Below are 25,101 nucleotides of genomic sequence, written 5' to 3' on the forward strand. Positions count from 1 at the left end.
CCTTATCCAACTTTTCCTTTTGTCTCTTGGTAAATGCGCTTCATCACTATTGGTGAAACATAGTTGCGCCTTTTCAAACAATCATATTTATGATCCCGGACCGCCTGTATAATACCACGGTAAATCTGAGCCGATAATAAAACGGGGAACTGACTGTCCTCGTCAAAATAAAGGATCTTTCCTGAGAAAATATCATATAACTCTTCGGCCCGTACAGCCATTTTTTCCCAAACCCTAATAAAACCTGGATTTATTTGCTGCTGATGCAATTCCTTAGTTGTGTACCCTTCCTTCTCTAATTCTAACATTGGCAAATAAATACGCCCATTGTAGAAATAATCCTCTCCCACATCCCGCAGCATATTTGTAAGCTGCATCGCTATCCCGAGATTAACAGAATGCTCACGGAGGTCTACCTCAGCTTCCGACGCTATAATAGGTAACAACATTAATCCTACTGACCCTGCTACATAGTAACTGTACTCCTCCACTTCCTCCATTGTCTCAGGAGAGTGGAAGTAAATGTCCATCCTTTGGCCAAATAATTGATCATAAAAGGGCTGTAATGACATATCGTAGCGATTGAACACGTCCCGAAGTGCACGCCATAAGGGATGGTCTTTTTCCTCGTGTTGTTCGAACAAAAATAGATCTTGTCTTAAGCCATTTAATGCTAATTCCTGCTCTTCTTTCGTAGAAGAATTGTCAACACTATCATCAGCCAGCCGACAAAATGCATAGATAGCAAAAACTGCCCTTGCCTTCTGTTCAGGGAGTCGCTTAAAAGCATAGTAAAAGCTCTTAGAATGTCTTTTAATTATATCCTCACAATAGCGATAATCCTCTTCTAAACGATTTAGATTTTTGACCTTCATGCTCTAGATCCTCCTATTTTCACGAAACTTCGTGCTTTGCTTTTTTCTCATGATCATCAAGCTGCAATTCCTCTGTTGCAATTTTTGCAGAGAGCAACACAATCGGCACGCCGGCTCCAGGATGGGTACTGCTTCCAGTAAAATATAAGTTCTCACAATTCTTTGCTTTACTTTGTGGTCGCATATGATTGCTCTGCGCGAGAGTTGGTTGTAATCCAAAACAGGCGCCATTGTAGGCATTAAATTTAGAGGCAAAATCGGGAGGAGTCATATATGATTCCGATACGATTTCCTCTTCAATTTGTTCAAAACCCTTCACTTTTTTCATTCGGTTTAAAACTTTACTACGGTAATAATCAATTGTTTCATCGTTCCACTCATACTTTGAAGTAGATAGATCTGACACTGGAACAAGAACATACAATCCATCCTTGCCTTCAGGCGCAAGCGTAAGATCCATTTTGGAACCTATATAGACATAAAAGGAAGGGTCGTCTAGTAACTTTCCTTCGAATATAGCATTTAGATTTTCTTCAAAACCTTCACTGAACATAAAATTGTGCACTTGATCGATCACTTCATATTTTCGATCCATACCAAGGTACATAATGAAACAGGAGCAGGAATATTTCATGCTATCAATCTTTTTGTCGGTATATTTTCCTTTCGCTTTCGTTTCCTGGACTAAATGCTTCATCGCATATGGGAAATCAGCATTACACATAACATAATCTGAAGGGATAAAGCGATCTCCTACTCGTATGCCCTTCGCTACCTGGTTTTCAATTACAATCTCATCGACTGCAGAATTGTAATGAACAGATCCTCCAAGTTCTAAAAAGAGCCTTTCCATAGCTGTAGCCATTGTATGCATGCCACCTTTAATAAACCAAACGCCATAAAGCATTTCAATCATAGGTATCATCGTATATAAGGAAGGACCATTAAAAGGGGAGACACCAATATAAAGGGTTTGAAAACTAATCATCTGCTTGAGCCGTTCATTTTTTATATATTTCCCGACAAAGCGATCAGCGGTGTCAAACGTTTTTAATTTTAAAGCCTGCCGCAACATAAAAGGATTATAAAAGTCTTTCGCTTGACGGAACGGCCGTTGTATAAAATGGTTTTTTGCTACAAGGAAACGTTCATATATTTTTTGTAAATATGTTAAAAAGCCCTCTGCGTCCTCATCACTAATCTCCTCTAGTGTTTTCATCAGTTCGATAAGGTCTGATGATATGTCATAGCGTTCTTCGGCATTTTTCCCAAAAAAAACGGTGTACATGGGATCAAGTCTCTCCATGGGAATATAGTCTTCAGGATCCCGTCCAACAAGCTCAAAGACCTCCCGATAGAGCTCTGGCATCATGACAATGCTTGGACCTAGGTCAAACTTGTAACCATCCTTCTCGATCTTGTGCATTTTCCCACCTGGAATGGCTTCTTTTTCAAATAGTTCTACGTCATAGCCTGCATGCTGCAAGCGGATTGCACTTGCAAGTCCAGCTACTCCCGCTCCTATTACACTGACGCATTTTCTTTTCATCTATTTCTCTCCCCCTGATGCTGATAATGTGCTTTTGCACAGAACGTTGTACAACTTTTATATTGTTTAGTTCTTGCTTGTACCCTTCTATACCCAACATTTTCAGGTTACAAACAATCGTAATTAGGGAAGGGTTATTTAATAGTGTCTAACCTTAAGCATCAAACATTAGACAAGCTATACAGTAGAGGATGTTGAGAAAATGAGTATTACACAAACACAAAGGGAGTATTACATAAAGGAAGTTGCAGAGCGCACAGGGCTTTCAAAGCAAGTAATTCGGAAGTGGGAGAATAGGTACCAATCACTGATACCCAGAAGGAAGGAAAACGGATATCGAGTGTACAGCCAGGATGACATACGTACATTATTAAAGATTAAAGACTATCAGCAAAAAGGCGACAGTATACAGCAAGCTGTAAATAGAGTGCACAGAGAAAGAGCCCAACAAGACCATCAACCTATTGGAAACAATATGGATATGCTTATCATGGATCTTTTAGAAGCAGGGGAAAATTGTGATGAAGCAGGTCTAAACCGTACATTACGACAGGCATATCATTATCATGGAATGGGGTATTTTCTAAATAAAATTGTCATACCATTTTTAGTTGAAGTGGGAAATAAATGGGAACGCGGAGAATGGGAAGCTTTCCAAGAATCGGTGACAAGCTTAGTTGTCCGTGACTTTCTAGTGGAAGTAAGGAGTAGCTTTCGATATGACGACAATGCACCTCTAATACTTGGTGCTTGTCTGCCAGGAGAGCTACATGAAGTTCCGGTTCATATCATACTACTCCAATGTTTAATGAGAGGTTGGAAAACAAAGCTAATTGGCTCATCTCCGGCACCTGGATCAATTGAAGCCTTAGTTTGTCGTTTTCAGCCAAAAAAGGTTCTGTTATCTGCTACGACCACTATTCCGTTCGAACAGAACCCTGAGCTACTTAAAACGTTAGACAAGTTTGCTGGAAGATACCAAAACACTTCCTTTTATCTCGGTGGTCAAGGAGCTATTTCCTTTGTTGGAAACAAACAACTTCGTCATATAATTGTAACGAATTGTATAGAAGATGTTTTAACATTCGAACCATCAATCAGGGCTGCTTTTCCAAATCCGAAGTAAAAATGTGCAAATGAAGGCAATAAGGGAGCAAATAAACAGACCTCCTGCTACCATACCAAGTCCAATCCCTAGCCAAGGCTTACCTAAAAATGCGACTACAAGGCTAGCAGCAAAAACAAGAATCGTTATGAGAGAACTAATTTTCACTGGTCGGTAAACAAACGTTTTCCCCTTAGGTAGAAGATAAAAGGACCATAATACTAAGAATAATACGTACAATCCTCCGAACATATAAGGATTAACGAGGGAATTTTGGTTTGAAGTTCCCTCACCAGCATGGTGCAGTAATGGTAAATCCAATTCAATTGTAGCCATATTTTCTCCATTCGTATCAATTCTTTTTAGTGAATAGATAGCAGGATCGTTGGGCCAATTGGTATGTTCTAAGAATGCTATTGTATCCTGATCGTGAAAATATGTTGGTGATTTAACCGCACTGTTTAAGTCCGTCAATTGCTTTGTTTTTCCGTTATCCATATTTTTCACAAACAAATCGTATTCAAAAGGGAAGATTCTTTAGACTCCTCCGAAACCGCAGAGAAAGCAATATGCTTCCCGTCTGGAGCAAGACTATTGTTATACATATCTTCTATTTCCAACCCCTGTGCACTCACTTCCTCTGTCACACTTTGTTCTGCCAAAGAGTAACGATACAACCTTTCATTCTCCCCTTTAAAATCGCTATAATATATTGCTTCCCCGTTTTCTGACACGGAAAGATTATCCATGGAAAAATGATTTTCTTCTGTCAGCTTCTTTGGTATGTCACTACCTTCCTTTAAATGGTAAAGATCGAATCCTTCAGTAGTTTCTCCAGGCTCTTTATTAAATTCTGAGGCTTTCATTGCAATTATATAGATAGATTTATCAGGTCCAAACACGGCATCACGAATGTGCAGCGTTTCTCCTGTTTTTTGCTCTGGCTCTTCATCTAAAGGCTTACTGTAAAGTACGTTCGTTCCATCTCCTCCTTCAGCCAAAAATAATAGTTCGTCACTAGCAAAAGAAAACACTGGATTATGTAGGAGCTTTCCTTTAATGTCTACAACTCGCTTGACGTCTTTTCCATCAATGTCAGCTATGTAAATGGCTTCTTCGCCTTCTTGATATGCTGAAAAGGCGATTTCTTTATCATCGGGAGAAATCGCAATGCTACTTCCTAAACCAGTAAAATCTTTATAGGGATCACTATCCTTAAACAACGCAAAAGAGACGGCGCTCACCAAAAGGGCACCCGTTATAGCGATAGCAATAAAGAACCAATGCTTACGTGTCATGCTGCTTCCCCCTTTCATTCCTTATTTATTGCGAACAGGCTGGAACATAAGAAAATTAAACAAGCATAAACCTGATGTTCAAACAGAGTATTGCAGAAAAAGTTCGACTACATCCGGATAGCCCCTAATTTTTCGATATTGAATCACACTTTAGCGAAGGAAAAATGCGAAGACTCCTTGAAAATGCATTCGCATTTTCTGCGTGCGATGAATCGCTGACGAAGCCTTACTTGTCCAGTGGGAACAGCACGAGTCCGAAGGCCCCGCAAGATAGAGAAGGATCAAAGGCTAAGATCGCCACGTCCTGTGGCAACGCCTTTGTGACCAACATCCTGTTGGCCCGAGACTAAGGCCGTGCCCACGGAAAGCTGAGTATTTTCCGGAGCGGTAATTAAGCAGTTTTTTTCTTATTGTCGCGTTTAAAAAGGCTGGGACGTTATGCCCCAGCCGCTTGTTACGCTATTTATCTTCAGAAGCCCGGACGATATATTCCATGGCTGTTTGCACACTCTTGAATGTCTTCATATTTCTAAATTTATCTTGTATAGTGGCGGTCTGTACTGCCATGTCAGGCCGGATTCCCGCTACAAGTAGCTGTTTACCCATAAGGGAGATAAATTGGTGAATCTTTAAAAATCTAGCTACCGTATTTCTATCAACTTCATATAAGCCTGAAAGATCTATAATTAAATAATCTTGGTCAGAAAGCTCGAGGTAGTTTGATACGGATTTCATAATAGTATCCAACCGTTCTTCTCCCATCGTACCTATTAGGGGAAGCACCGAAGCATTATCATGGACTGGAACAATTGGGGTCGAGATTCGCTCGATTTCTAACAAATGCTGGGCAAGCAGTCTTTCATTCTCTTTATCTTGCGTGACGTCCTTTTGCACCCCAACAAAATAAGTCTTCTGATCTTCCTCTACCCACATAGGATCGATTGATAACTCATTCCAGAAGCCAGTTCCATCTTTTCTGTAATTGTAAAGTTGTACGGTAATTTGCTGTTCTTCCAAAATGGCATCTCGTAATGCCTGCAAGCTTGTCTCATCTGTTTCTTCTCCCTGTAAAAAACGACAATTGCTACCAATTACTTCACTTTCTGTATATCCGGTCAGTTTGTAAAAGCCTTGATTGGCATAAACAATCGGATTATCCTCGATCGTCGGGTCTGTAATAATTAAGCCAACTCCTGTATAATTAAGTGCTTGTTCTATAAGATATTGTCTACTTTGAATATTTTTAGTCACGCTTGGCTCCACCTCTATAATTATAGTACCCTCTTATCTATCATATTATCGAACAATTATTAAATTGTCTATGATTCTGTAGACTTATACGTAAGGGAACTATCTCTTCGTCTTGTAAAGATGATGATAGGGCTTTCCACTCAATACACCCTTTTCTTTGTCAAGCCCTTCTTTTGTCCCTCTCTTTTTATGTGCATGCTGATAAGCTTTTGAGCTTTGCCAATCTCGAAATGCTTCCACGGTTTCCCACTGGGTAAGAATTAGATACGTACTGTCTGTAATTGGTCGCAGGACGCGTATCGATATAAAACCAGCCTCTTTTTCGATTAGCTTAGGGCGACTAAGGAAACGCATTTCAAACCTTTCCTTTGCTTCATGATTAACAGGTACATAATTTAATACATGAACAGCGTTTTCTTTCAGCTCACCAGATTGGTCAATTATCTCGTATTCTTTTTCTCCTACCTCTATGCCCGTTGCCAATACCGATAGTGCAAGAGAATCTTCCTTTTCTATATGCTGTAGGCTTAGGTTCATTCTTAACTTCCTTCCAAAATCATTATTTTCTTTAGTATATATTTTTCTATGCTCTGATTAAACGATAGAGGATCCATTATATGAAAATTAGTGTTAGAACTTGCTAGAGATTTTAGTTCATAATAAACCTTTCCCTTACCGAAAGTGAGAGGCAACATTGTTACACTTCCATACTCCTCCTGAAAATTAACTAGCTTTTCTTGCGCACCATCTTCTGCCAGCATGACCACCAGCCAAGGCATCCCACTTTTCTCAGCAAGCCTTTTAGCCATTGCACAGAGAGCTTGTTTAGCCTCAAAGTGAGCCGAACCATGTGCTGCGAGGATGAACGGTTCTTTTATATCATAACTTTGTTGTATAAATCTTATGAAGTGGTCATCCTCTACTAAAGGTGGCAGGATGTTCACTGGTGAGTCAGCTTGAATGGCTACATCTTTTAAGTCTTCTTCATAATGCTTACCTTTCAGAAAGAATAATGGAATGACTGTAACTTCGTAATCTTGAGGATATTGGGCCATCATATTCTCCAACAATGGAGAACCGAATTCCAAAAAGCATCCTAACACTGGATCCTGAGCCTTTGCCTGTAGCCGATTGACCATTTCAAGGAAGGATTTATTTTTTGTTTCATCACGCGAGCCATGATAGACAAGTAGCTTTATTTTTTTCAATTAGCTCTTCCTCTCTATTATCTGTATTCCTTAATTAATGTTTCACTAAACAGAACATACATTTTGTTGTACACTATAAGGTGGAATAATTTACATAAGAAGGGAAACACAACATGAATGGTACTGCACATGCTGCTGTTGGCGCAGCAACAGGATTTATCGTAGCAAACACTTATACGGCTCCACCAACCGAAACTGCTCTCCTTGTGAGTATAGGAGTAGTAGCAGGATTACTCCCGGACCTAGATATTGATGGAAAGCTACGTGGGAGAATTACGCTTTCTCATAAACTGTTTCAATCCGTGGGCCAGCTAATTGGTATTTTAATGATTGTTTACAGTATGTATGAAGGCAATGGTACAAACCAATACATTGGGTTGGGCATTGGTCTTTTACTTTTCGTATTTACCTCATTTATTAAACAAAGGCATATGTTGACACTGACTGGGATTGCTGTGATTGCGGTTGGCCTATCTTTACAGGAGACATGGTTATTTTTACTTGGTATCTTTATACTTATCGCTTCAGTCGTCTCGCACCGCAGCTATACGCATTCGTTGCTTGGAGTAGTTTTCGTTGGATACATTGCCTACCGATTAGAGATGTCAATAGGATTAATTGGTGTTCAAAACACTTGTCTGGCAGGGTATATAAGCCATCTAGTAACAGACAGTAAATTCCTCCCTTTTAATAAAAGGGGAGTCAAACTATTTTTACCACTTTCTTCAAAAGAATTTTAAAATTAACTTAAGAAAAAAAGGCTGGTCCATGGCGGATCAGCCCTTTTTATGCTGTAAGGCACTATGAAGCTGAAGTATTTCCTCAGAAAGTTTTGATATTCGTTCATTTACAATTGGGTTTATAATTTCATTGTCATCATTAAAATCATCATTATGAACGAAAACACTGTAAGTTGGAACCATTCCTTTTAAGTAGGAGAGAATAGGCTTCAACTGATATTCGGAGACTAGAAAGTGTTTTTCAACACCTCCAGTCGTAACCATTGCCGTAACCTTTGCTTTAAATGCATCGACAGGTAAGTGATCAAATAAATTTTTGAGAACCCCAGAAATCGATGCTTGGTAAATTGGCGAACCGATCACAAGCGCGTCCGCTGTCATGATTTTGTTTACAACGTCCCAAGTATCTTGATTATATCCTGCTAATGGAAAACCTCGTACCATTTCTACATCGTATTCCTTTAAATCAATTAATTCCGTTTCAAGCGATGGGTCAAGCATTTTAGCCGTCATTAACACATCATGTACGGCCTGTGACGTTTTTTCCCCTACCACTGAACCGGATATTCCTGTAAGCTTCAACGTGTACCCCTCCTGTCGTCGTTTCTTGTAAAGCATATGTACAGAATAAGGTGCATGTTAACACCTTATTCTATTGTATGTTTTTCCCGGTGCAACTGTTCGTAAGACCTCCCACATCAAAATTTTGAAGTGAAACCGTTAGTTTTTAGTGGGAGTACACGGACGCTAACACCCCGATTCGTTCAACTAACAGTCAGCGGGGAAAGAATGAAACTCCTCGTAGATTGAAGTTTCACTTTATTTTGTAGCCGCTTCAAACTTTGTAGCTACTGTTTGCCAGTCAATAATATTAAAGAAGTTCTCAATGTATTCAGGCCTTCTGTTCTGATATGTTAGATAATAAGCATGTTCCCATACATCAAGACCAAGAATTGGTGTTTTCCCTTCCATAACAGGGCTATCCTGGTTTGGTGTGCTCGTAATTTCCAGTTTATTATTTGAGTTTACAACAAGCCAAGCCCATCCTGAACCAAATCGTGTTGTTGCTGCATCTGCAAATTTTTGCTCGAAGCTGCTGATACTTCCGAAAGCATCGTTCATTGCCTCTGCAAGCTTTCCTTCTGGTGCGGACGCTTCTTTAGATGGTGCAATGACCTCCCAGAATAAAGAGTGGTTTAAATGACCTCCACCATTATTTCTAACCGCTGTGCGTATTTCTGCAGGCAGAGCATCAAGATCAGAAAGCAATGCTTCCAATGATTTTCCCTGAAGGTCTGGATGCCCTTCCAAGGCACCGTTTAGTTTGGTTACATATGTTTGATGATGTTTCCCGTGATGTATCTCCATTGTTTTTGCATCAATATAAGGTTCTAGTGCATCGTGTGCGTAAGATAGTGCAGGTAATTCAAATTTAGCCATGTTACTTTCCTCCCTAATCGAAATAGTTTATACTTTTTATACTATAAAGTATAATAAGTTTAAATAAAGCGTACCCTAATCAAATTGGCATCGCAACTAAAATGCTTGATGAGATTATGAAGCCATAACAGAAATAAGTGTTGTACAAGAGACTTAAGGAGGTGCACTATGCAACTAAAAACAACCAAAGATAGAATTCTTGATCTTTTAAAAAGAGAAGTTCGTATGACGGTCGGGGCCTTGTCGGAACGCCTTGAAATTACCGACATGGCTGTAAGGAAACATCTATTGGCCATGGAAAAAGATGGCCTTATTGTTACGGAAGAAATCAGGCAGCCAATGGGGAGACCTGTTCAGAGCTATACGTTGTCAGCGAAAGGAGAACTACTTTTTCCTAAAAGCTATGAAGGATTAAGTGTAGAATTTCTGCAAGACATACAAGCACTTTATGGTAGCAAATCTGTTGAACAGCTTTTTCAAAACAGAGAAAAACGTTTGACGAAGGAATATACTTTACGTATGCAGAAAAAATCACATCAAGAGAGAATACAAGAACTTCAGACTATCCAAAATGAAAAAGGATACATGGCTGACATTACCAAGATAGATGATAATAGCTACGAGCTGATCGAGTACAATTGTCCGATAATGGCTGTCGCAAAAGAATACAAAGTAGCATGTAAATGTGAAACTTCCATGTTTAAAAATGTCTTACAAACAGAAAACGTCAATCGGACAAGCTGTAAAACGGAAGGGAATGACCATTGCAGGTTTCAAATCAGCTTTTAAGCTCCCCATCGGACATTCCCTTGTTTTATGCTTTTAATGTATCTGTTTCGATCCCTGCTTCTCTCAGCTTTTCATCTGCTTCCTCTTCAATTAGCTCCTTTAATTCCTTTAGAACTGGGTGAAAATCTGCATGTTTGCCAAGCATAAAGCTCATTTTATGTTCCACCGGAAGCCATGTGTCGATAGAGGCTTCGTTATGCTGTATTTGCGCTTCAAGCTTATCAAGTGCATTAGCAGTTTTAGCTTCAAGGGTCTTCTTATCTTCAAACTCCATCCACAATTGGTGTACTTCTAATCCTAATTCATGAGGAAGTATGTCTCGGAGATGATCAATTGCCTGTAACTCTCGAGCTTGCTTCAATGCTTTGACTTCCTCATTATCCAGTGTATCAAATGCCGGCACATCGGTTGCTTCTGCCTCAACGAGATCATGAATAATAACCATTTTTAATAACTTTGCAGTATCTAGCTTTTCTTCCATTAATGGCTCAATCAGCATTGCCATTAAGGATAGTCGCCATGTATGTTCCGCAACGCTCTCTCGTCTACCATTGCTAAGCCAACTGTGGCGGAGTTCATATTTAAGCTTCTCTGCAAGCTTAATTACTTGCATAACATCCCTTAATGTATCCTTCATCCTATTTCTCCCCTATTATTCATCTCTTGCCCTCTGATTCTTTAATAATTTACAAAAGCCCTAACATTTGTAATCCTTTTAGAATCCCGTCCTCATCCACAGCTGCTGTTTCATATCTTGCAGCTTGTTTTGCACGAGAATGGCCGTTCCCCATTGCGACACTTTTCGGAATCTCAGTCAGCATCTCCAAATCATTTAATGAATCTCCAAACGCGACGTGATTTTCTGGTTTTATATCAAGCAGATCGGTAACTTTTCTTATCCCGACCGCTTTTGATCCTTCAGCAGGGACAACGTCCACTGATCTCGGGTGCCAACGTACAAAGTTAAAAGCACTATACTTTTCTTCGTAAAATTTCTCTTCGCCCTCTTCACAGAACAATAAGGATTGGTAGATATCTCTTCCTTTGTTGTATGTTGGATCATGTTCTAAGTTCATATCTACTTTTAAGGTGGCCAAGCCTTCGTTTATGGCCTCGTGATCTGGAACGTTTGCCTTCATTTCTTCTTCACCCATGAAAACAATCGGATTCTCTTTTGCCAGTGATACTTTTGCTAAGTCCTCTAATAATTCGCTATTCAAAGGATTTCGGTGAATCACCTCACCTTTATAAACTACATACTGACCGTTAAAACATACATATGTATCAATTTCTAACTCTTCACGCAAGGCTTGGAAAAAAAACGGCGCCCTTCCTGTAGCAATTGCAACCTCATGTCCTTCCTTCTTCAAAGCAGCGATGGCTTCTTTCGTACTTTTGGGAAGTTCTTTTTCTTCGTTAAGAAGTGTACCATCTATATCAAAAAATACGATGTGCTTATCTAGCATGCTAACCTCTCCACCTTTTCTATATACTATTTTTTATCACACTTAGCATAGACTATGGAAGGGTTTTCAAGTCAAGTAATTGCACCCAAATCGTAGTTATTTTCAATCTATTTAGTTGAATCGTTTTAATAGATAGTGATAGTCTAATAATAACAAATATGACCTTATCAAATCGGTTATGAGATTGGTCAACATTTTTGTAACATCTAATAATGAAAGGGAGCGAAAAATATGCACATACCTGAAATCACGCTTAATGATGGTTTAACTGTCCCCGAAATTGGATTTGGAACGTACAAACTAAATGGCAACGAAGGAGTAAACGCAATTACTAGCGCTATTAGTACTGGATACAGGCTAATTGATACAGCTTATAACTATGAGAACGAAGGCACAGTCGGGGAAGCTATTCGCCGTAGCTCTGTACCAAGAGAAGAATTACTTGTTACGTCAAAATTGCCGGGCCGCTACCAACCATACGATAAAGCTGTTACAACGATTCAAGAGTCGCTTTACCGAGCTAAACTTGATTATTACGACCTTTATTTAATCCATTGGCCAAACCCTCAGCAAGGGCACTATGTTGAAGCTTGGCAAGCTCTGATTGATGCGAAGAAATGGGGACTTATTCGTTCCATCGGTGTATGTAATTTCCTACCAGAGCACCTTGAACGACTGAATAAAGAAACTGGTGTGCTACCAAGCATGAATCAGATTGAACTACATCCGTTTTTTAATCAAGAGGAGCAACGTAAATGGCATGAAGATAATAATGTGAAAACAGAGTCTTGGAGTCCTCTGGGAAGAGCGAGCGCCGTGCTGGAAAATGAGACAATTGGCAAAATAGCCGATAAGCACCAAAAGACTATTTCTCAGGTAATTTTACGGTGGCACCACCAACTTGGATCCATTCCAATTCCTAAGTCTGCTTCACCAAGCCGACAACTAGAAAATATTTCCATTTTTGATTTCACTCTAAGTGAATCGGAAATGACTACTATCTCACAGTTAACTCGCCCTGATGGTAGGTTAAAAGATCAAGATCCAGCAGTCTATGAAGAATTCTAATAGAAAAGTAGTTGAGCGTCATTCATTAATGAATGACGCTTTTTTATGTATAGAATTCGTATATGAGTCGTCCTATATAATGATTCTAGCTTAACTTTAATAATTATTTTTAATTCAGGTTTATTCAATTCATAATTAGGGAAATGATACTAGGTCATAAGAATCAGATTAAAATATCAGGCTCGATGAAAATAGAATACGCTAAAAAATAAGGAGACTCCCCTTTTGGACTGCTTTAAATTTAACTACCTTATTTTAAATGTATAGAAATTTTAACAGTAGCCCGAATTAGGAGGATGTTTTCTATGATACATACTAAAGAAACGGAGCAAGTAACAGATATGCACGTAGTCAAAGCAATTGAGGAAAATTTAGCCATTATCCGGTTTGGGCTTGATTATCGTGTTGCTTATGTAAATGATGTATTTGCAAGGACGGTGGGATATACGACAGATGAAATGCTAGGAATGCATCACAAAGAACTTTGCTTTCCTGAATTCGCCAATAGTCCCGACTATAACCACTTCTGGAATAACATCCTGAAAGGGAGAAGCTTTCAAGACAAAATTGAACGAAAAGGGAAAGATAATAAACAGATATGGCTTGAAGCAACGTATATGCCAATCTTTGACGAGACACAGACAAAAGTTATTGGCGTATCAAAAGTAGCTACTGATATTACAGACAGACACAAAGCCATCATGGGCGTTGGAGACCAACTAAATCTCATGTCTACTAATCTAAATTCTAAAGCTTCAGCCGGTATCGAGCGCTCCGAAGATCTCTTAGCATTAATAGGTAGTATTACAAAAGTATCTGGAAAAAATACGGAGAATTTAGCACAACTAGAGAAAGAGACACAATCGATTCAAGAAATTGTTAAAACTGTAAAAGCTATTGCTTCTCAAACGAATCTACTTGCTTTGAATGCTGCAATTGAAGCAGCAAGGGCTGGAGAACATGGTAGAGGGTTTAATGTAGTAGCACAGGAAGTCCGCAAGCTATCTAATAATGTAGAAATATCCATTACTCAAATTCGTGGTAACATCGAACGAATCACATCCGAAATTAACACCATAAGTGCTGGAACAAAGGATGTTCAAGAACATATTATGGAAGGACAAGTAAAAGTCCAAACAACAGTAGAGGATTTTAAAGACCTAACCGAGTCCTCCAAACAATTAGATGGACAAGCTCAACAATTTACTGAACTATTATAGCAACCTTCCTCCAAACTAAGGGGGCTTTTTTTATGCCTTCCTGCGCTTCAATTAATTAAAGAGTGATTTTAAAAAAAGAACTCCCTGATATGGCACTCACCATTCAGGGAAGTTCTCCTTTTTAACCATCAAACACAAACTGTCGATCTTTCTTATCCTCTATAATCTGAACATCAAGCTTCTGTACTCCAAAATGAATCGCTTCTTCCAAATCTTCTATATACACATCTAGACGACCTTCCTTAATTGCACTACCACGATCCTCACATGTGTATGTTTCATCCAGTTCTGGTATATACAACTTTGTCCCAAAATCGAGTGAAGCAGGGCAAGCTAATGTTTCATTTTCTTTTACTAGGTTGCCAGATGCCGTAATCCCATAAGCTGGGTGATTAGGTGATTTACCTGTTGACTCTTCCCCAGCAGTATAGGCAGTAATGATGAATGTTTCTGTATTCAGCTCTTTTCCCTTCTCCTCCTCATTATTTGTTGAATTCTTCAATGGGGTAAATACTGCACTTTCAATAAATGATTGGGACGCGACTAATGGCGACATCACCTCAGCATTTTCATTCTCCCCCATTAAATTTTCCACAAGAGGAAATGTGATGATATGTTGTTCATCGGCTTGTACTTGCTCTGAAAGCGCGAATGTTATTACCAATATAAGTGCGGCGCTTAATAATACCTTTCGAATGTGAAACCCTCCTACCTTTTTCCTGTTGATAAGGTAATTTGTCCTATACGACGAAAAACTGCCATACAAGTCATTGCTTACCCGGAATAGGTTTAAAATAAACTTTTAGGAGGTCTGTCAGCTAAAAAAGGAGGGCTAATCTCCTAAAATCTCCCTCGTTTTATCTAGAATTTCCTCATCCTTTAGTCGGAATTTGAACTCCACTCTACGGGAATCCTCTGCACTATAATCGCCATTTTCGTCCGTTCTAGGATCAGAATAAGATTTGCTGTTTACTGTTAATTTCCCCCCGACATGTTGCTGAATGTTCTCATATGGAAAGTCTTCACTCATAATATAGTCAGCAACACTATAGGCACGCTCCTGGGAAAGCTGCAGATTGTATAAATAACTGCCATCCCGATCTGTATGTCCTTCTATAATAATTTCGGCAATGTACTCCTCATACCCACTCTGTAGCAAAACATCTAAATACTTTGGAACAAATTCATCCAAGAACTTAAAAGACTGAGGTTTTAATTCATCTTCTCCATAATCGAATAAAATTTCTGTATTAAATATAATTGCCCCCGTTTTTTCATCTACCTCAACACCCATTGCAGCGTCACTGAATTCTTCTTTTAGTTCACTTACAAGCTTGGCTCTAACACCCATAATCTGATCAAGGGTTTCCTTCATTTCTTCAATTTGCAGTGATTTAATAACCATCATGCAAATAAAAATCAGCATAAAACAGAGCAGAATGGTTGTTAGCAAATCAGTAAACGATGGCCAGAAGTGCCCTTCTTCTTGTTCATTTTTAAATAATCGTTGATATTTAGAAGTCATTTTGGTTCATTCCTATCCCATTGCTCCAGTTACCAGGCTGCTGCTGCGGAGGAATGGTTCGATGTTGATTTATCGATTGAAGCTCCCTGCTAATCTCTTGAAGTGTTTGTTGAATAAATCTGCCATTACTTTGGTGTGTCGCTTCGGTAATACGTTGGACTTCTTTAAACTCGCTACGAATCGAGTCATTTGTCTGCTCAACGTACCGACCAAAACTTTGCAACAAACTATCCAATTTATTTCCAAGCGAGCCTTCGAGATTCCCGACATAGTTAGATAGCGTATCTTTCAATATCCCAACACTTGCCTCCATCTGATTCTCCCTTTGACGGAATCCATTGTTCATCTGGCTGACTGTAGCATTGATATCTTGAATGAGTTGATTGTTTTTCATCCCGATTTGTTCAAAAGTATTCGCAGCATCCTGCATGTGCTTTTCATATGTCATTGATTCACTCGAATGGTTTTTCAAGTGTTGACTAAAGGTCCGATTAAATTCCTTCAGTTCGGTAAAGCGATCTGAGAGAAGATGCTTATATTCTGCCTGCGTCTGGTTAATAACTTCCAATGCATCAGGAAGTTTCACAATCGATGAGCCCATCTTGTCAAATTCTCGAGATAGCTCTCCAAGATAGGTCATAACACCCGATAGTTTCGTAGATAGATCCTCTCCAAAAATTCTTTGGAAAGTTTTATTTTGATGATCCATCACATCAACTAATTCACCACTTTTTTCCTGAATTCTTTCAAATGAAGTATGCATTGTTTCCTGTTCTCCCAGAAGTTTGGACGTAAATTGCTTGATCTCTCCCACAGACATTTCGAATTGTTGTAATGTCTTCATTTGTGAATCTGAAACTTCCTTCATTTTTTCAAACGTGTTTTCAAACACTTTTACCATTCGTTCGTTTTTGGTGTCCATCTTTTTAAAATAAGAAAACAGTGAATCGAAGTTTTTATTTAGGCTGGTTGTCCCTTCGGAAAAGCCATCTGTTACATCTTTCATTTGTTGGAATAGTCCTTGAAATTCCTCAAGATTATCCGATAATCCATCATTAAAGGCCGCCAAATCCTTGGCAGATTGTTGTAATCCAGCAGTATATTCCTTAAATCCAGTGAATGAAGCTTCAATACCTTGTAAGGATTGTTGATTTGTCTTCTGCAGGCTGAGGATCGATTGATTGATTGCTTCTGAAACACCAATTAGTCGCCCCATGTTATTCTGCTCTGTCCCTTCCAGACTGGACTCTGTCATGAGCATGATATCCGTTAAGATAAATTCTGTGTTCATTATTTTAATGAGTAGCGTCATTATTAATGAGAAGCCCATCCCTGCAATACTCGTATAAAAGGCCACATCAATGCCCGCCAATACTCCAGCAACTCCCTCGACCAGATCACTATCATTGATATTAATGCTACCAAGAGATGAGGTAAGCCCGATAAACGTCCCCAATACTCCAAGTAAGATAAAGACCGACACGGTCATTTGAATCATCTTAATTAAACTTACAACAGGCACTTGAAAAAAGCGCCACCCTGAAAACTTTTCCTGCACGAAGGTTTCCGCCTTCACACCTACTCCCTGCTTGTTGTTAAATTGTTCCTGGAAACCTTGTAGTGGTTCAATATCTAATCGATTTGTGTCTTTCACGTAATTCCGTACTTTTTTCAGTTTCCCAAACAATGTAATATGAAGTAGCACCGCGATGATAAAAAGACCAAACAAAAGAACAAAAATGGCTTCTATCATTGAGTTAGCTAATATTGCTTCCGCCTTTTGCTCACTTGTAAACATCTCAAGAATGGCTTGCACCATTTTATTTTCCTCCTTGTAGCTCGCATATTTTCTAGGTCATACTCTTAGAATTCTCTTCTTCTATTGCTATTCAAAAGAAAGGCGAAACATGTGTACAAGTTAGATGAAAGAAAGAATTTCAACACTATTAATCAAGGTTTTTAAGAAACAAAAAAAGTCAGGATAACAATGTTATCCTGACGAAAAATATTACTATGATATTATAGAGACCTATAACAAATAAAATCCTAAACTACCTGACTGCCATTGCATATGTACTAATTTAGCCTACCTAACCTTCTGGAGTATACACATTTATCTTATGCCAAATAGACTGCCAGTTTTTCTTTTTAATTCTCTCTTTATAAATGGCCATCCGGTCGCTATTTTTGGCAAAATACGGGGTTGGCTTCACCTTTAAGTCTACTACATCTTTAATTCCACAAGGAGCGATTAAAATAATTTGGTCTTCATGGTTTAACCTCACCCCAAGTGCTGTAGCTGTTTCTGGGAATTTAGATATAGCGTCTTCTGAAGATGTGTATGGCGTAAAGTGATTTACCATATGCATCCTCGCTTCGTTTTTTACCGACCAGGGAACTTCAGGGAACATTTCATGCAGCTTCGCTTCAAGTCTCTTTTCTTCTAATTCTTCTATGTTGGTTTTATCAAAAAAGATAACATCTACGTCTGGGAGGGTTGTCTTCTTAAACCCGTGTAATGTGTCCCAGATTTTTGAACGTACGAATCCCGCACATATCCACCAATCCGGCAAATCTAGCTTTTTAGCTATTTTCAGTATTCGCATCATTTCTTTGTCATCTTGTATAAGCTTTATAATATCTTGTTCGGTTTTCACCATGTGGAGACCCCCTATACGGATCGTTTGTTCTATTTCCATTTTAACATAGGAGGAGGTGTTTGTTTCTCAAATTTCGTCTTCCTCGATAAAACCATTCATTTTCTGTACATCTAAATTCACTCCCTTGACCCACTCTTTCAAATCCATTTCTAAGACCCTCTCGCTTTTAGCAATAGTCGTAAGGATTTTCGCTTTTTTATAAGAATAGGAGAAGGTATGTAGGGTTCCAAACAAGTTTTTATAATTAGTGAAATACAGCGGTGAAGTTGGATCCTTAAAAAGGTTAAACATTGTCTCATGGGTCATTAGGTCCACTTCTAATCCATGTAAAAAAGCATCTCGTTGAACCGAACCCGTAATGATATCCCTGTTTTTCTTTCGCATTGTGTGCTCCTGAAAATGATTTACACAGGAGAGCATTTTCTCTCCACGTCTTACCATCACGCTGTCAGGGCTAATCTCCACTTCTGCAAAATCACCAAATCGATCACCGATGGAAATATTGTAGCAAGCAGCATGAGGTATCTCTTTTAATAATTGAGTAGCCTCATCAACTGTACTACAAGTATCCAAAACCATACGGACCCCTATCCAGGCTGAAATCCCTGTGGTATATGATTGATTGCTAACAAAATGTAGCCCAGCCACTAATCCTACTTGGTTGACACCATCGTGTCTCCCCAGTAGGAGAAGATTATATCCCGCTGTAGCAAACGCATCTTTTGGCTGACTAAGTGTGAACAGCCTATCATAGAATTCCGGTGAAAAATCATAATTTCTCACATAATATTCTTTTGTAAGAATTGCAGAGCATCCCATCGCCTTGGTTTTCGGAACATCATAACCACTGAACATAGCTGCAGCCTTCCTGAAGGATATATTCAAACCATCTGCTATTCCCGTCAACTCTTCCAGTAAGTGTGGTGCCAATGAGCAGTATAAAGACTTCATACTTTCCTCATCAATAGCTGATTTTGTTATTGAGTCATATGTATTCAATATTGGTCTGTCACGATAAAATTCCCCTAAATCCCTCCCTATTTGATAAGAACTATTCCTTAGCTGCAGAATATCCACAGTAAATGACCCCATCATTTTTCATCTCCTTGCTTCGATATTTAATTCCATTATACGAATAACAAGGCAAGAGTTCCTGTCTTTTTATGCTCCTTAAAGATAGGTATATACTTTCAACTAATAACTACGTAGAAAAAAACACAAGCATTAGTTAGCAGACCGCCATTATCTTGACCAAAAGCGGTCCCGTTTATGATATAGTTAGAAGACAATAGACTGGCTTCACATGAGGGAGTTGGTGCACTTCTCTTTTTAGGAAGATTCCTAAAAAGGAGGTGATGCCAATGGGGATTGAATCGGTGTTAACGTTAATGATATCCTTCGGGATGCTTATTGCGTTTATCATGTCTGACAAGAACCAAAAAAAATAACCCCTCATGTGCTTTAGCCAGGCGCTGAGGGATTACTTCTCTGAGTGTACCGCCCCCTTATGGGGTTGGTCTATTGGAACCGTTCCATGTGTCCAGCATGGAGCGGTTTTTTATACATTATGCTTATTCGTAAATAGTATACCACGAAATGGGAGTAAATACACTCTTTTACTGGCGATAGGAATAGCTTCGGAATGTCAGGATATATGTGCACATTAGTGAATTACTTGCATAGCTGTTAAAAGGTTGAAAATATTCACTGCTGCTAGGACCCATTTTAAAGCACGTTGTCCTCTAAATGCATAATAAATACCAACTACAGGAAAAATTAATGTTCCCAAGATATATATCATCCCAATGATGCCGCTAATGTATTCACTTAGTAACATGCCACCAAACCAGACAGCAAAAAATCCAAAAACACAAATGAACGATGCTTTCAGATTTCTGCTGCCAAGATCCTTAACCCAAGCTCTACCTACCTCTATGTAGAAATCTTCTTCCTCTCTCTTTTCGCGGACCGCAATAAATGCTGCTATTAACTCCTTGGAGCTCTTATTCTGAACAGGCGCTGGCCCTTCGGTAAAATCCTCATTCAACTGCTCATTATCTAAAAGAGTTTTATGCAAGGATTTCAAAACCTTGTTTACCTCTTTATAGTCCTTTTCCTTCCTGCCTCTTTTCTTCAAAACAGAATGGACAAAGAAACGAATTGCTTTAAGATAAATCATTGATATTAATCTGCCAAACATACTAATGTTCCCTTCTCGTTATAATTGTCCTGCAAATAGATCCTTTAACTATTATCAGTTTACCATATCACAAGAAGAATGAGGATGGTTGGTTATGGACTACAATGCTTCAATGCAATATGGTGTGGTGTGATTGTTAGATAAATAATTAAGGTGAAATTTAGGATTGCGCTTCATTCCGTCCCATGCTAAACTATTTAAAATCATTTTAAAAAACGATGACGAGAAAAGTAAATGAAGTAAATATACAACAGAGAGCTCCGGTCGCTGAAAAGGAGTGTGTATTTATTCATTGAAACAAGACTCTGAGTAGCACGCTGGATTGATACATGATAGCGTGACAGGCGCTCCTGTTACAGAGCTAAAGTATAAGCAAAGTAATCTTTGCCGTACTTGAAGAGGTTAATGTGGTGACATATTAGCAAACTGGGGTGGCACCACGATTTAGAATTTTAAATCTCGTCCCTAAGACATTACGTCTTGGGGGTGAGATTTTTTTGTTTTGCATTTTTTAATTGAAAGGAGTAGAGGAAGAATGAAGGAAAAGTCTAATAGGAAGTATCCCACTCTATTTTTGTTCAAGGTTGGTATATCAAACATTGGAGAATGGGTTTATTTCATTTCACTGAATCTTATTGTCTTAAATATAACTGGCTCTGCTCTAGCCGTAACTGGACTCTACTTAATAAAACCATTAGCCGTCTTGCTCACGAATTTCTGGGCTGGCAGCCTTATCGATCGAATGAACAAACGGAGATTATTGATGGGACTAGATCTATTTAGAGGAATGGTCATTGGCTTTCTTCCTTTATTTGCAACATCTCTTCCGCTTATCTATGTGACAGTATTAATCGTAAATATGGCGGCCTCGATGTTTGAACCAGCTTCTATGGCCTACATGACAAAATTAATTCCACCTAAAAAACGTAAACAATTCAATTCTATTCACAGCTTTGTTACATCAGGAGCTTTTTTAGTTGGTCCTGCTGTTGCCGGCATTCTGTTTTTTATAGGATCGCCAATATTGGCTATCTACATCAATGGTTTTGCTTTAATTATCGCAGGATTAATCACATGGCTACTTCCTGATCTTGAGAAAGGGAAGATCGTTTCAGAGCAAGAGAAAGCCAATACTATAGGGGTTTTAAGAAAAGATTGGCAAGCAGTCTTAACCTTCAGCCTTACGAATCGATATGTTTTTGTCATTTACTTTCTATTCAGCTCAGTTATGTTGGTTTTGGCAAGTGCAGTGGATTCACTGGAGGCTGCCTTTGCTAAACAAGTCCTCTTCTTATCAGATAGTGAATACGGATTTCTGGTTACGATTGCTGGGACTGGCATTATAATAGGAGCTAGTATTAATACACTAATTGTACAAAAACTAAAAACCTCCCTTTTAATAGGAGGTGGGGCTGTATTTGTTACAATTGGATATATTGTGTATGCCTTCTCCACTAACTTCCTAATAGCCGGGATAGGCTTCTTTATTCTTGCCTTTTTCATCTCTTTTGCTAACACTGGTTTCCTTACTTTCTACCAGCATCACATCCCATCTGATATGATGGGACGGATTGGAAGCTTCTATAATTTGCTGGAAGCAATCTTGATTATTGTTGCAACTGGCTTTATGGGTATAGCCACATTATTCATATCAATTCGGTTGACTGTCAGCCTGGGCGTTTTCCTTATGTTCGTGTTGTCGGTTGTCTTACTTGGTGCAAGTGTATTACCCTCCAGAAGGAGATTTTTCCAGTCTCCTATTGCAGACCAATGATGGCAATTCGAAGCTTTTGTAAAAAGGAACATGGCTATACCCCCATGTTCCTTCCTGTTTTAATCCTTAAGAGAACAATTTCTTAATCCTTTGATACGAACGCTCTTTTTCTTTAAAATCATAGAGGTTGGTTAAAATTAACCAGTCCTCACACTTATAAATTTTTGATAACCGAAGGAGCTCTGATTTAACTTTTTCTGGACCACCAATTATCATTCGGCGTCTATTAAACTGTATTTTCTCTTCCTCTGACACACTTAATTGTTTTTCATTAGCTTCCTGCACACTAGGAACACGACTATCCAACCCCTTTTCTACCTGCAGGAGCCAGAGATCCTGGCTCCGCGCTAACTCCTCAGCATGTGCATCGTTTTCCCCACATACTACAAAGACCGCTGTTCTGCTTACAGAGGATTGGAAGAGACCAGGTTTAAACCTTTCACGGTATCGTTGATGACTCGCTTCTCCCCTTTCCGGTTTTATAAAGTGACCGAAAACATAGCCTATCCCTAATTCAGCTGCAAATTCTGCACTATTTTCTCCTAATCCGAGACTAAATAAGCTAGGAGCCACTTCCGTGCGTGGAGCCGCTCTAACTTTTCCTTCTCCCTGTATAAAACGCAGGAGATTTTGTAGTTTTTCTGGGTATTCAGCCATTTGGCTCGGCTTCCCGTCAGCCAATAACGACCGAATGGTTTCGTTGCCCCCAGGTGAACGCCCTACGCCAGCTTCAATTCTTCCAGGGTAAAGAGCTTGGAGCTGTAGTAGCTGAGCTGCAACCTTGTATGAACTGTATTGTGGCAGCAAAATACCACCACTTCCCACAGCTATTTTCTTCGTTTGTCCTGCAAGGGCAGCCATCATGATTTCTGGAGAACTAGAAACAAGCCCTTTTGTTCCGTGATGTTCTGCAAACCAATATCGTTCATAGCCCAAATCTTCTACATATCTAGCCAAATCTATTGTACACACAGCCATTTCTTCTGCACTCATACCCTTTGGCTGTGCCATCTGATCTAACACACCTAACCGCATCCATTAAACCCCTTTTTTGTTCCATTTTCCCTTATTACGTAGCGGAAGGAAAGATAAACGCTCATACTACTATAATGCTTTATAATCGAGCCAACTATAGACATTACTTCTACACAATTTTCAATGACATTTACCCAATCTCTTACATACTATAAGAGCAAAATGTGAAAGGATTGAAGTCTATGTATTATTACCCTTATCCCCATCCACATGTTATTGCTACACACTATAATGCTTTCCCACCTGAATACCCTTATTATCCAGCTGTTCGTCATTATCCTGATTACTATGGAAATAATTGGCCACAAAGTGATCTTCCGAGAATTACACTAAAAGATTATGGTCACCAACCCTTTGTGACCAATATCGAAAGAGCAACCAAGCAGAACAATACCTTCCGTACTGCCTTATGGAGCGGAGACCATCTGCAAGTTACGTTAATGAGCATTCCAGTTGGAGAGGACATTGGACTAGAGCTACATCGAGATGTAGATCAATTTCTGCGCATTGAACAGGGTCGTGGCTTAACCGAAATGGGTAAAAAGAAAGATAACCTGTCGTTCAAACGCCGTGTATCTGATGATGATGCTATCTTTATTCCAGCAGGATTTTGGCATAATATTACAAACACCGGTAACAAACCACTGAAATTGTATTCCATCTATGCTCCTCCAGAGCACCCATTTGGCACTGTTCACGAAACGAAATCACAAGCAATGGCATCTGAACCAGGTTATCATCATTCCTAACCAAATAAAAACAGATCAAGGAACTCATCCCTGATCTGTTTTATTCACTTATGACTTACTTAATTGATCTACTGCCAGAAGAGCATCTGCTACATCTTCTGCAGTAATTCCAGGAGAAAGATTACCCATTGTATCTGCTTCACTTGTTGCTGCTTCGCCAACTTTAACTAGATCTTCATAGGATGCATTATCCAGATGCAAATCTTTTAACGTTGTCGGAAGCCCAAGTGATTGATAAAAATCAATATACTTTCGAATCTCTACTTCAGGGTGTAATTCTAGGACAAGATGCGCAAGGGTTCCATATGCAACTTTCTCGCCATGTGTTAGATGATGAATATCTCCCTCTAATACTGTAAAACCGTTGTGAATGGAATGTGCTCCAGCTAATCCACCACTTTCAAATCCTAGACCAGACAGTAATGTATTTGCCTCCACAATAGCTTCCACATGCTGGGTTACAAGACCTTCTTTTACTGCTTTGTAAGCTGCTTGTCCATATGCAAAAAGTGTTTCTTCACATTTTTCTGCAATAGCTTTGGCAGCAATGCTTGTTTTGCCACCAGCCATGGTATCACTGTTACTTTTAATAGCGGCTCTTGCTTCCACCCAGGTTGCCATCGCATCCGCAATACCTGAAGCAAATAATCTTGGCGGCGCACCAGCAACTACTTTTGTATCTACTAGCACAAGATCTGGATTTTTCTTATAAAAATTATAGGATTCAAATACCCCTTTGTCCGAATAAATTACCGACAAAGCACTTGTTGGTGCATCGGTAGAAGCTGTTGTCGGAACAATAATAACGCCTGTATCCAATTGATCAGCAATCGCTTTTGCAGTATCAAGTGTTTTACCACCACCGACTCCGATTACTGCGTCTACTGATTCACTCTTTCCTTCATCTGTAATTCTGTTTATTTCATTCCAAGATGCTTCTCCATTAAATTCTACATAATGATAGGCCAAATCTTCTTCTTTAAAACTTTTTTCAATAGCTTCTCCTGTAATTCCCCATACCGTTTCATCAGAGAGGATTAAAGGTTTTCGTGTTGCAGTTTCCTTAACATGCTTTCCAATCTTCTCTAAAGCGTTTTTCCCTTGGATATACTTACTAGGTGAAACAAATACAATCTCAGACATCTAATC

Annotated in this window: 26 protein-coding genes, 1 pseudogene and 1 other annotated feature; of the genes and pseudogenes, 8 read left to right on the forward strand and 19 right to left on the reverse strand. The window is 39.1% G+C overall.

What is annotated here, in order from left to right; all coding sequences use genetic code 11:
- Positions 1-2: 2 nt before the first annotated feature.
- Both ACTWPF_RS12515 and ACTWPF_RS12520 read right to left on the reverse strand, forming a co-directional pair.
- The gene (locus ACTWPF_RS12515) at positions 3-875 is read right to left on the reverse strand and encodes a phytoene/squalene synthase family protein (RefSeq protein WP_443149306.1); all 873 of its coding nucleotides are present in this window, start codon (positions 873-875) and stop codon (positions 3-5) included.
- Positions 876-894: 19 nt separating this feature from the next.
- Positions 895-2,424 carry a phytoene desaturase family protein gene (locus ACTWPF_RS12520; RefSeq protein ID WP_443149307.1) on the reverse strand — a complete coding sequence of 510 codons (1,530 nt, stop codon included), beginning with the start codon at positions 2,422-2,424 and terminating at the stop codon, positions 895-897.
- A 202-nt stretch (positions 2,425-2,626) separates the two neighbouring features.
- On the opposite strand from ACTWPF_RS12520, the gene ACTWPF_RS12525 reads away from it, so the two are divergent.
- On the forward strand, positions 2,627-3,550 hold the full coding sequence (locus ACTWPF_RS12525) for a MerR family transcriptional regulator (protein ID WP_443149308.1): 924 nt from the start codon (positions 2,627-2,629) through the stop codon (positions 3,548-3,550).
- Here ACTWPF_RS12525 and ACTWPF_RS12530 read toward each other — a convergent pair.
- The 5 genes from ACTWPF_RS12530 to ACTWPF_RS12550 form a co-directional block, all read right to left on the reverse strand.
- Complete coding sequence (locus ACTWPF_RS12530) at positions 3,518-4,027, reverse strand: hypothetical protein (RefSeq protein WP_443149309.1); 510 nt, start codon at positions 4,025-4,027, stop codon at positions 3,518-3,520. The two genes, ACTWPF_RS12525 and ACTWPF_RS12530, sit on opposite strands and share 33 nt — an antisense overlap.
- Positions 4,028-4,032: 5 nt before the next feature.
- Positions 4,033-4,827 (reverse strand): TolB family protein, encoded by a 795-nt coding sequence (locus tag ACTWPF_RS12535; RefSeq protein WP_443149310.1) that lies wholly within the window; start codon positions 4,825-4,827, stop codon positions 4,033-4,035.
- A 459-nt stretch (positions 4,828-5,286) separates the two neighbouring features.
- Positions 5,287-6,078 (reverse strand): PAS domain-containing protein, encoded by a 792-nt coding sequence (locus ACTWPF_RS12540; protein WP_443149311.1) that lies wholly within the window; start codon positions 6,076-6,078, stop codon positions 5,287-5,289.
- Positions 6,079-6,177: 99 nt separating this feature from the next.
- Positions 6,178-6,615, reverse strand: a complete 438-nt coding sequence (locus tag ACTWPF_RS12545) for an antibiotic biosynthesis monooxygenase family protein (RefSeq protein WP_443149312.1) — start codon at positions 6,613-6,615, stop codon at positions 6,178-6,180.
- A 2-nt stretch (positions 6,616-6,617) separates the two neighbouring features.
- Positions 6,618-7,286: a sirohydrochlorin chelatase gene (locus ACTWPF_RS12550; protein WP_443149313.1), complete on the reverse strand. Its 669-nt coding sequence runs from the start codon at positions 7,284-7,286 to the stop codon at positions 6,618-6,620.
- Between the two features lie 113 nt (positions 7,287-7,399).
- Here ACTWPF_RS12550 and ACTWPF_RS12555 point away from each other — a divergent pair, with 113 nt between their 5' ends.
- On the forward strand, positions 7,400-8,026 hold the full coding sequence (locus ACTWPF_RS12555; RefSeq protein ID WP_443149314.1) for a metal-dependent hydrolase: 627 nt from the start codon (positions 7,400-7,402) through the stop codon (positions 8,024-8,026).
- A 36-nt stretch (positions 8,027-8,062) separates the two neighbouring features.
- Here the strand turns inward: ACTWPF_RS12555 and ACTWPF_RS12560 are convergent, their stop codons facing one another.
- Positions 8,063-8,608, reverse strand: a complete 546-nt coding sequence (locus ACTWPF_RS12560) for an NADPH-dependent FMN reductase (protein WP_238018429.1) — start codon at positions 8,606-8,608, stop codon at positions 8,063-8,065.
- A 237-nt stretch (positions 8,609-8,845) separates the two neighbouring features.
- Positions 8,846-9,466, reverse strand: a complete 621-nt coding sequence (locus tag ACTWPF_RS12565; RefSeq protein ID WP_443149315.1) for a superoxide dismutase — start codon at positions 9,464-9,466, stop codon at positions 8,846-8,848.
- A gap of 168 nt (positions 9,467-9,634) precedes the next feature.
- Here ACTWPF_RS12565 and ACTWPF_RS12570 point away from each other — a divergent pair, with 168 nt between their 5' ends.
- The gene (locus ACTWPF_RS12570) at positions 9,635-10,255 is read left to right on the forward strand and encodes a helix-turn-helix transcriptional regulator (RefSeq protein ID WP_443149316.1); all 621 of its coding nucleotides are present in this window, start codon (positions 9,635-9,637) and stop codon (positions 10,253-10,255) included.
- Between the two features lie 25 nt (positions 10,256-10,280).
- Here the strand turns inward: ACTWPF_RS12570 and ACTWPF_RS12575 are convergent, their stop codons facing one another.
- A complete protein-coding gene (locus ACTWPF_RS12575; protein ID WP_238018435.1) occupies positions 10,281-10,892 on the reverse strand; it encodes an HD domain-containing protein in 612 nt (203 codons plus the stop codon).
- A gap of 49 nt (positions 10,893-10,941) precedes the next feature.
- Positions 10,942-11,721: a Cof-type HAD-IIB family hydrolase gene (locus tag ACTWPF_RS12580; RefSeq protein ID WP_443149317.1), complete on the reverse strand. Its 780-nt coding sequence runs from the start codon at positions 11,719-11,721 to the stop codon at positions 10,942-10,944.
- Between the two features lie 231 nt (positions 11,722-11,952).
- Here ACTWPF_RS12580 and ACTWPF_RS12585 point away from each other — a divergent pair, with 231 nt between their 5' ends.
- The 3 genes and pseudogenes from ACTWPF_RS12585 (at position 11,953) to ACTWPF_RS12595 (ending at position 14,009) form a co-directional block, all read left to right on the forward strand.
- The gene (locus ACTWPF_RS12585) at positions 11,953-12,789 is read left to right on the forward strand and encodes an aldo/keto reductase (protein ID WP_443149318.1); all 837 of its coding nucleotides are present in this window, start codon (positions 11,953-11,955) and stop codon (positions 12,787-12,789) included.
- Positions 12,790-13,130: 341 nt separating this feature from the next.
- Positions 13,131-13,475: pseudogene (locus ACTWPF_RS12590) on the forward strand (PAS domain-containing protein); the annotation flags it as partial.
- A 42-nt stretch (positions 13,476-13,517) separates the two neighbouring features.
- Positions 13,518-14,009 carry a methyl-accepting chemotaxis protein gene (locus tag ACTWPF_RS12595; RefSeq protein ID WP_443149643.1) on the forward strand — a complete coding sequence of 164 codons (492 nt, stop codon included), beginning with the start codon at positions 13,518-13,520 and terminating at the stop codon, positions 14,007-14,009.
- 121 nt (positions 14,010-14,130) lie between these two features.
- Here ACTWPF_RS12595 and ACTWPF_RS12600 read toward each other — a convergent pair whose 3' ends face one another.
- The 6 genes from ACTWPF_RS12600 to ACTWPF_RS12625 all read right to left on the reverse strand — a co-directional run bounded on the left by ACTWPF_RS12600 (position 14,131) and on the right by ACTWPF_RS12625 (position 20,394).
- Positions 14,131-14,673 carry a 3D domain-containing protein gene (locus ACTWPF_RS12600; RefSeq protein ID WP_443149319.1) on the reverse strand — a complete coding sequence of 181 codons (543 nt, stop codon included), beginning with the start codon at positions 14,671-14,673 and terminating at the stop codon, positions 14,131-14,133.
- 168 nt (positions 14,674-14,841) lie between these two features.
- Positions 14,842-15,534 carry an OmpA family protein gene (locus ACTWPF_RS12605; protein WP_443149320.1) on the reverse strand — a complete coding sequence of 231 codons (693 nt, stop codon included), beginning with the start codon at positions 15,532-15,534 and terminating at the stop codon, positions 14,842-14,844.
- Complete coding sequence (locus ACTWPF_RS12610) at positions 15,524-17,353, reverse strand: MotA/TolQ/ExbB proton channel family protein (RefSeq protein ID WP_443149321.1); 1,830 nt, start codon at positions 17,351-17,353, stop codon at positions 15,524-15,526. The genes ACTWPF_RS12605 and ACTWPF_RS12610 overlap by 11 nt, the downstream gene beginning before the upstream one ends.
- 271 nt (positions 17,354-17,624) lie before the next feature.
- Complete coding sequence (locus tag ACTWPF_RS12615) at positions 17,625-18,194, reverse strand: nucleotidyltransferase family protein (RefSeq protein WP_443149322.1); 570 nt, start codon at positions 18,192-18,194, stop codon at positions 17,625-17,627.
- A gap of 66 nt (positions 18,195-18,260) precedes the next feature.
- A complete protein-coding gene (locus ACTWPF_RS12620; RefSeq protein ID WP_443149323.1) occupies positions 18,261-19,289 on the reverse strand; it encodes a C45 family autoproteolytic acyltransferase/hydolase in 1,029 nt (342 codons plus the stop codon).
- A gap of 568 nt (positions 19,290-19,857) precedes the next feature.
- Complete coding sequence (locus tag ACTWPF_RS12625; RefSeq protein ID WP_443149324.1) at positions 19,858-20,394, reverse strand: hypothetical protein; 537 nt, start codon at positions 20,392-20,394, stop codon at positions 19,858-19,860.
- A gap of 209 nt (positions 20,395-20,603) precedes the next feature.
- Positions 20,604-20,864: a binding site (T-box leader), on the forward strand.
- A 65-nt stretch (positions 20,865-20,929) separates the two neighbouring features.
- Here ACTWPF_RS12625 and ACTWPF_RS12630 point away from each other — a divergent pair.
- Positions 20,930-22,168: an MFS transporter gene (locus ACTWPF_RS12630; RefSeq protein ID WP_106896373.1), complete on the forward strand. Its 1,239-nt coding sequence runs from the start codon at positions 20,930-20,932 to the stop codon at positions 22,166-22,168.
- A gap of 66 nt (positions 22,169-22,234) precedes the next feature.
- On the opposite strand, the gene ACTWPF_RS12635 is transcribed toward ACTWPF_RS12630, so the two are convergent.
- Positions 22,235-23,203, reverse strand: a complete 969-nt coding sequence (locus tag ACTWPF_RS12635) for an MsnO8 family LLM class oxidoreductase (protein WP_106896372.1) — start codon at positions 23,201-23,203, stop codon at positions 22,235-22,237.
- 182 nt (positions 23,204-23,385) lie between these two features.
- On the opposite strand from ACTWPF_RS12635, the gene ACTWPF_RS12640 reads away from it, so the two are divergent.
- On the forward strand, positions 23,386-23,952 hold the full coding sequence (locus ACTWPF_RS12640) for a cupin domain-containing protein (protein WP_443149325.1): 567 nt from the start codon (positions 23,386-23,388) through the stop codon (positions 23,950-23,952).
- Between the two features lie 48 nt (positions 23,953-24,000).
- Here ACTWPF_RS12640 and ACTWPF_RS12645 read toward each other — a convergent pair whose 3' ends face one another.
- Positions 24,001-25,095, reverse strand: a complete 1,095-nt coding sequence (locus ACTWPF_RS12645; RefSeq protein WP_443149326.1) for a glycerol dehydrogenase — start codon at positions 25,093-25,095, stop codon at positions 24,001-24,003.
- Positions 25,096-25,101: the final 6 nt, after the last annotated feature.

Origin of the sequence: Oceanobacillus sp. M65, from assembly GCF_052246275.1 — a bacterium.
Classification (GTDB): Bacteria; Bacillota; Bacilli; order Bacillales; family Amphibacillaceae; genus Oceanobacillus_B; species Oceanobacillus_B jordanicus.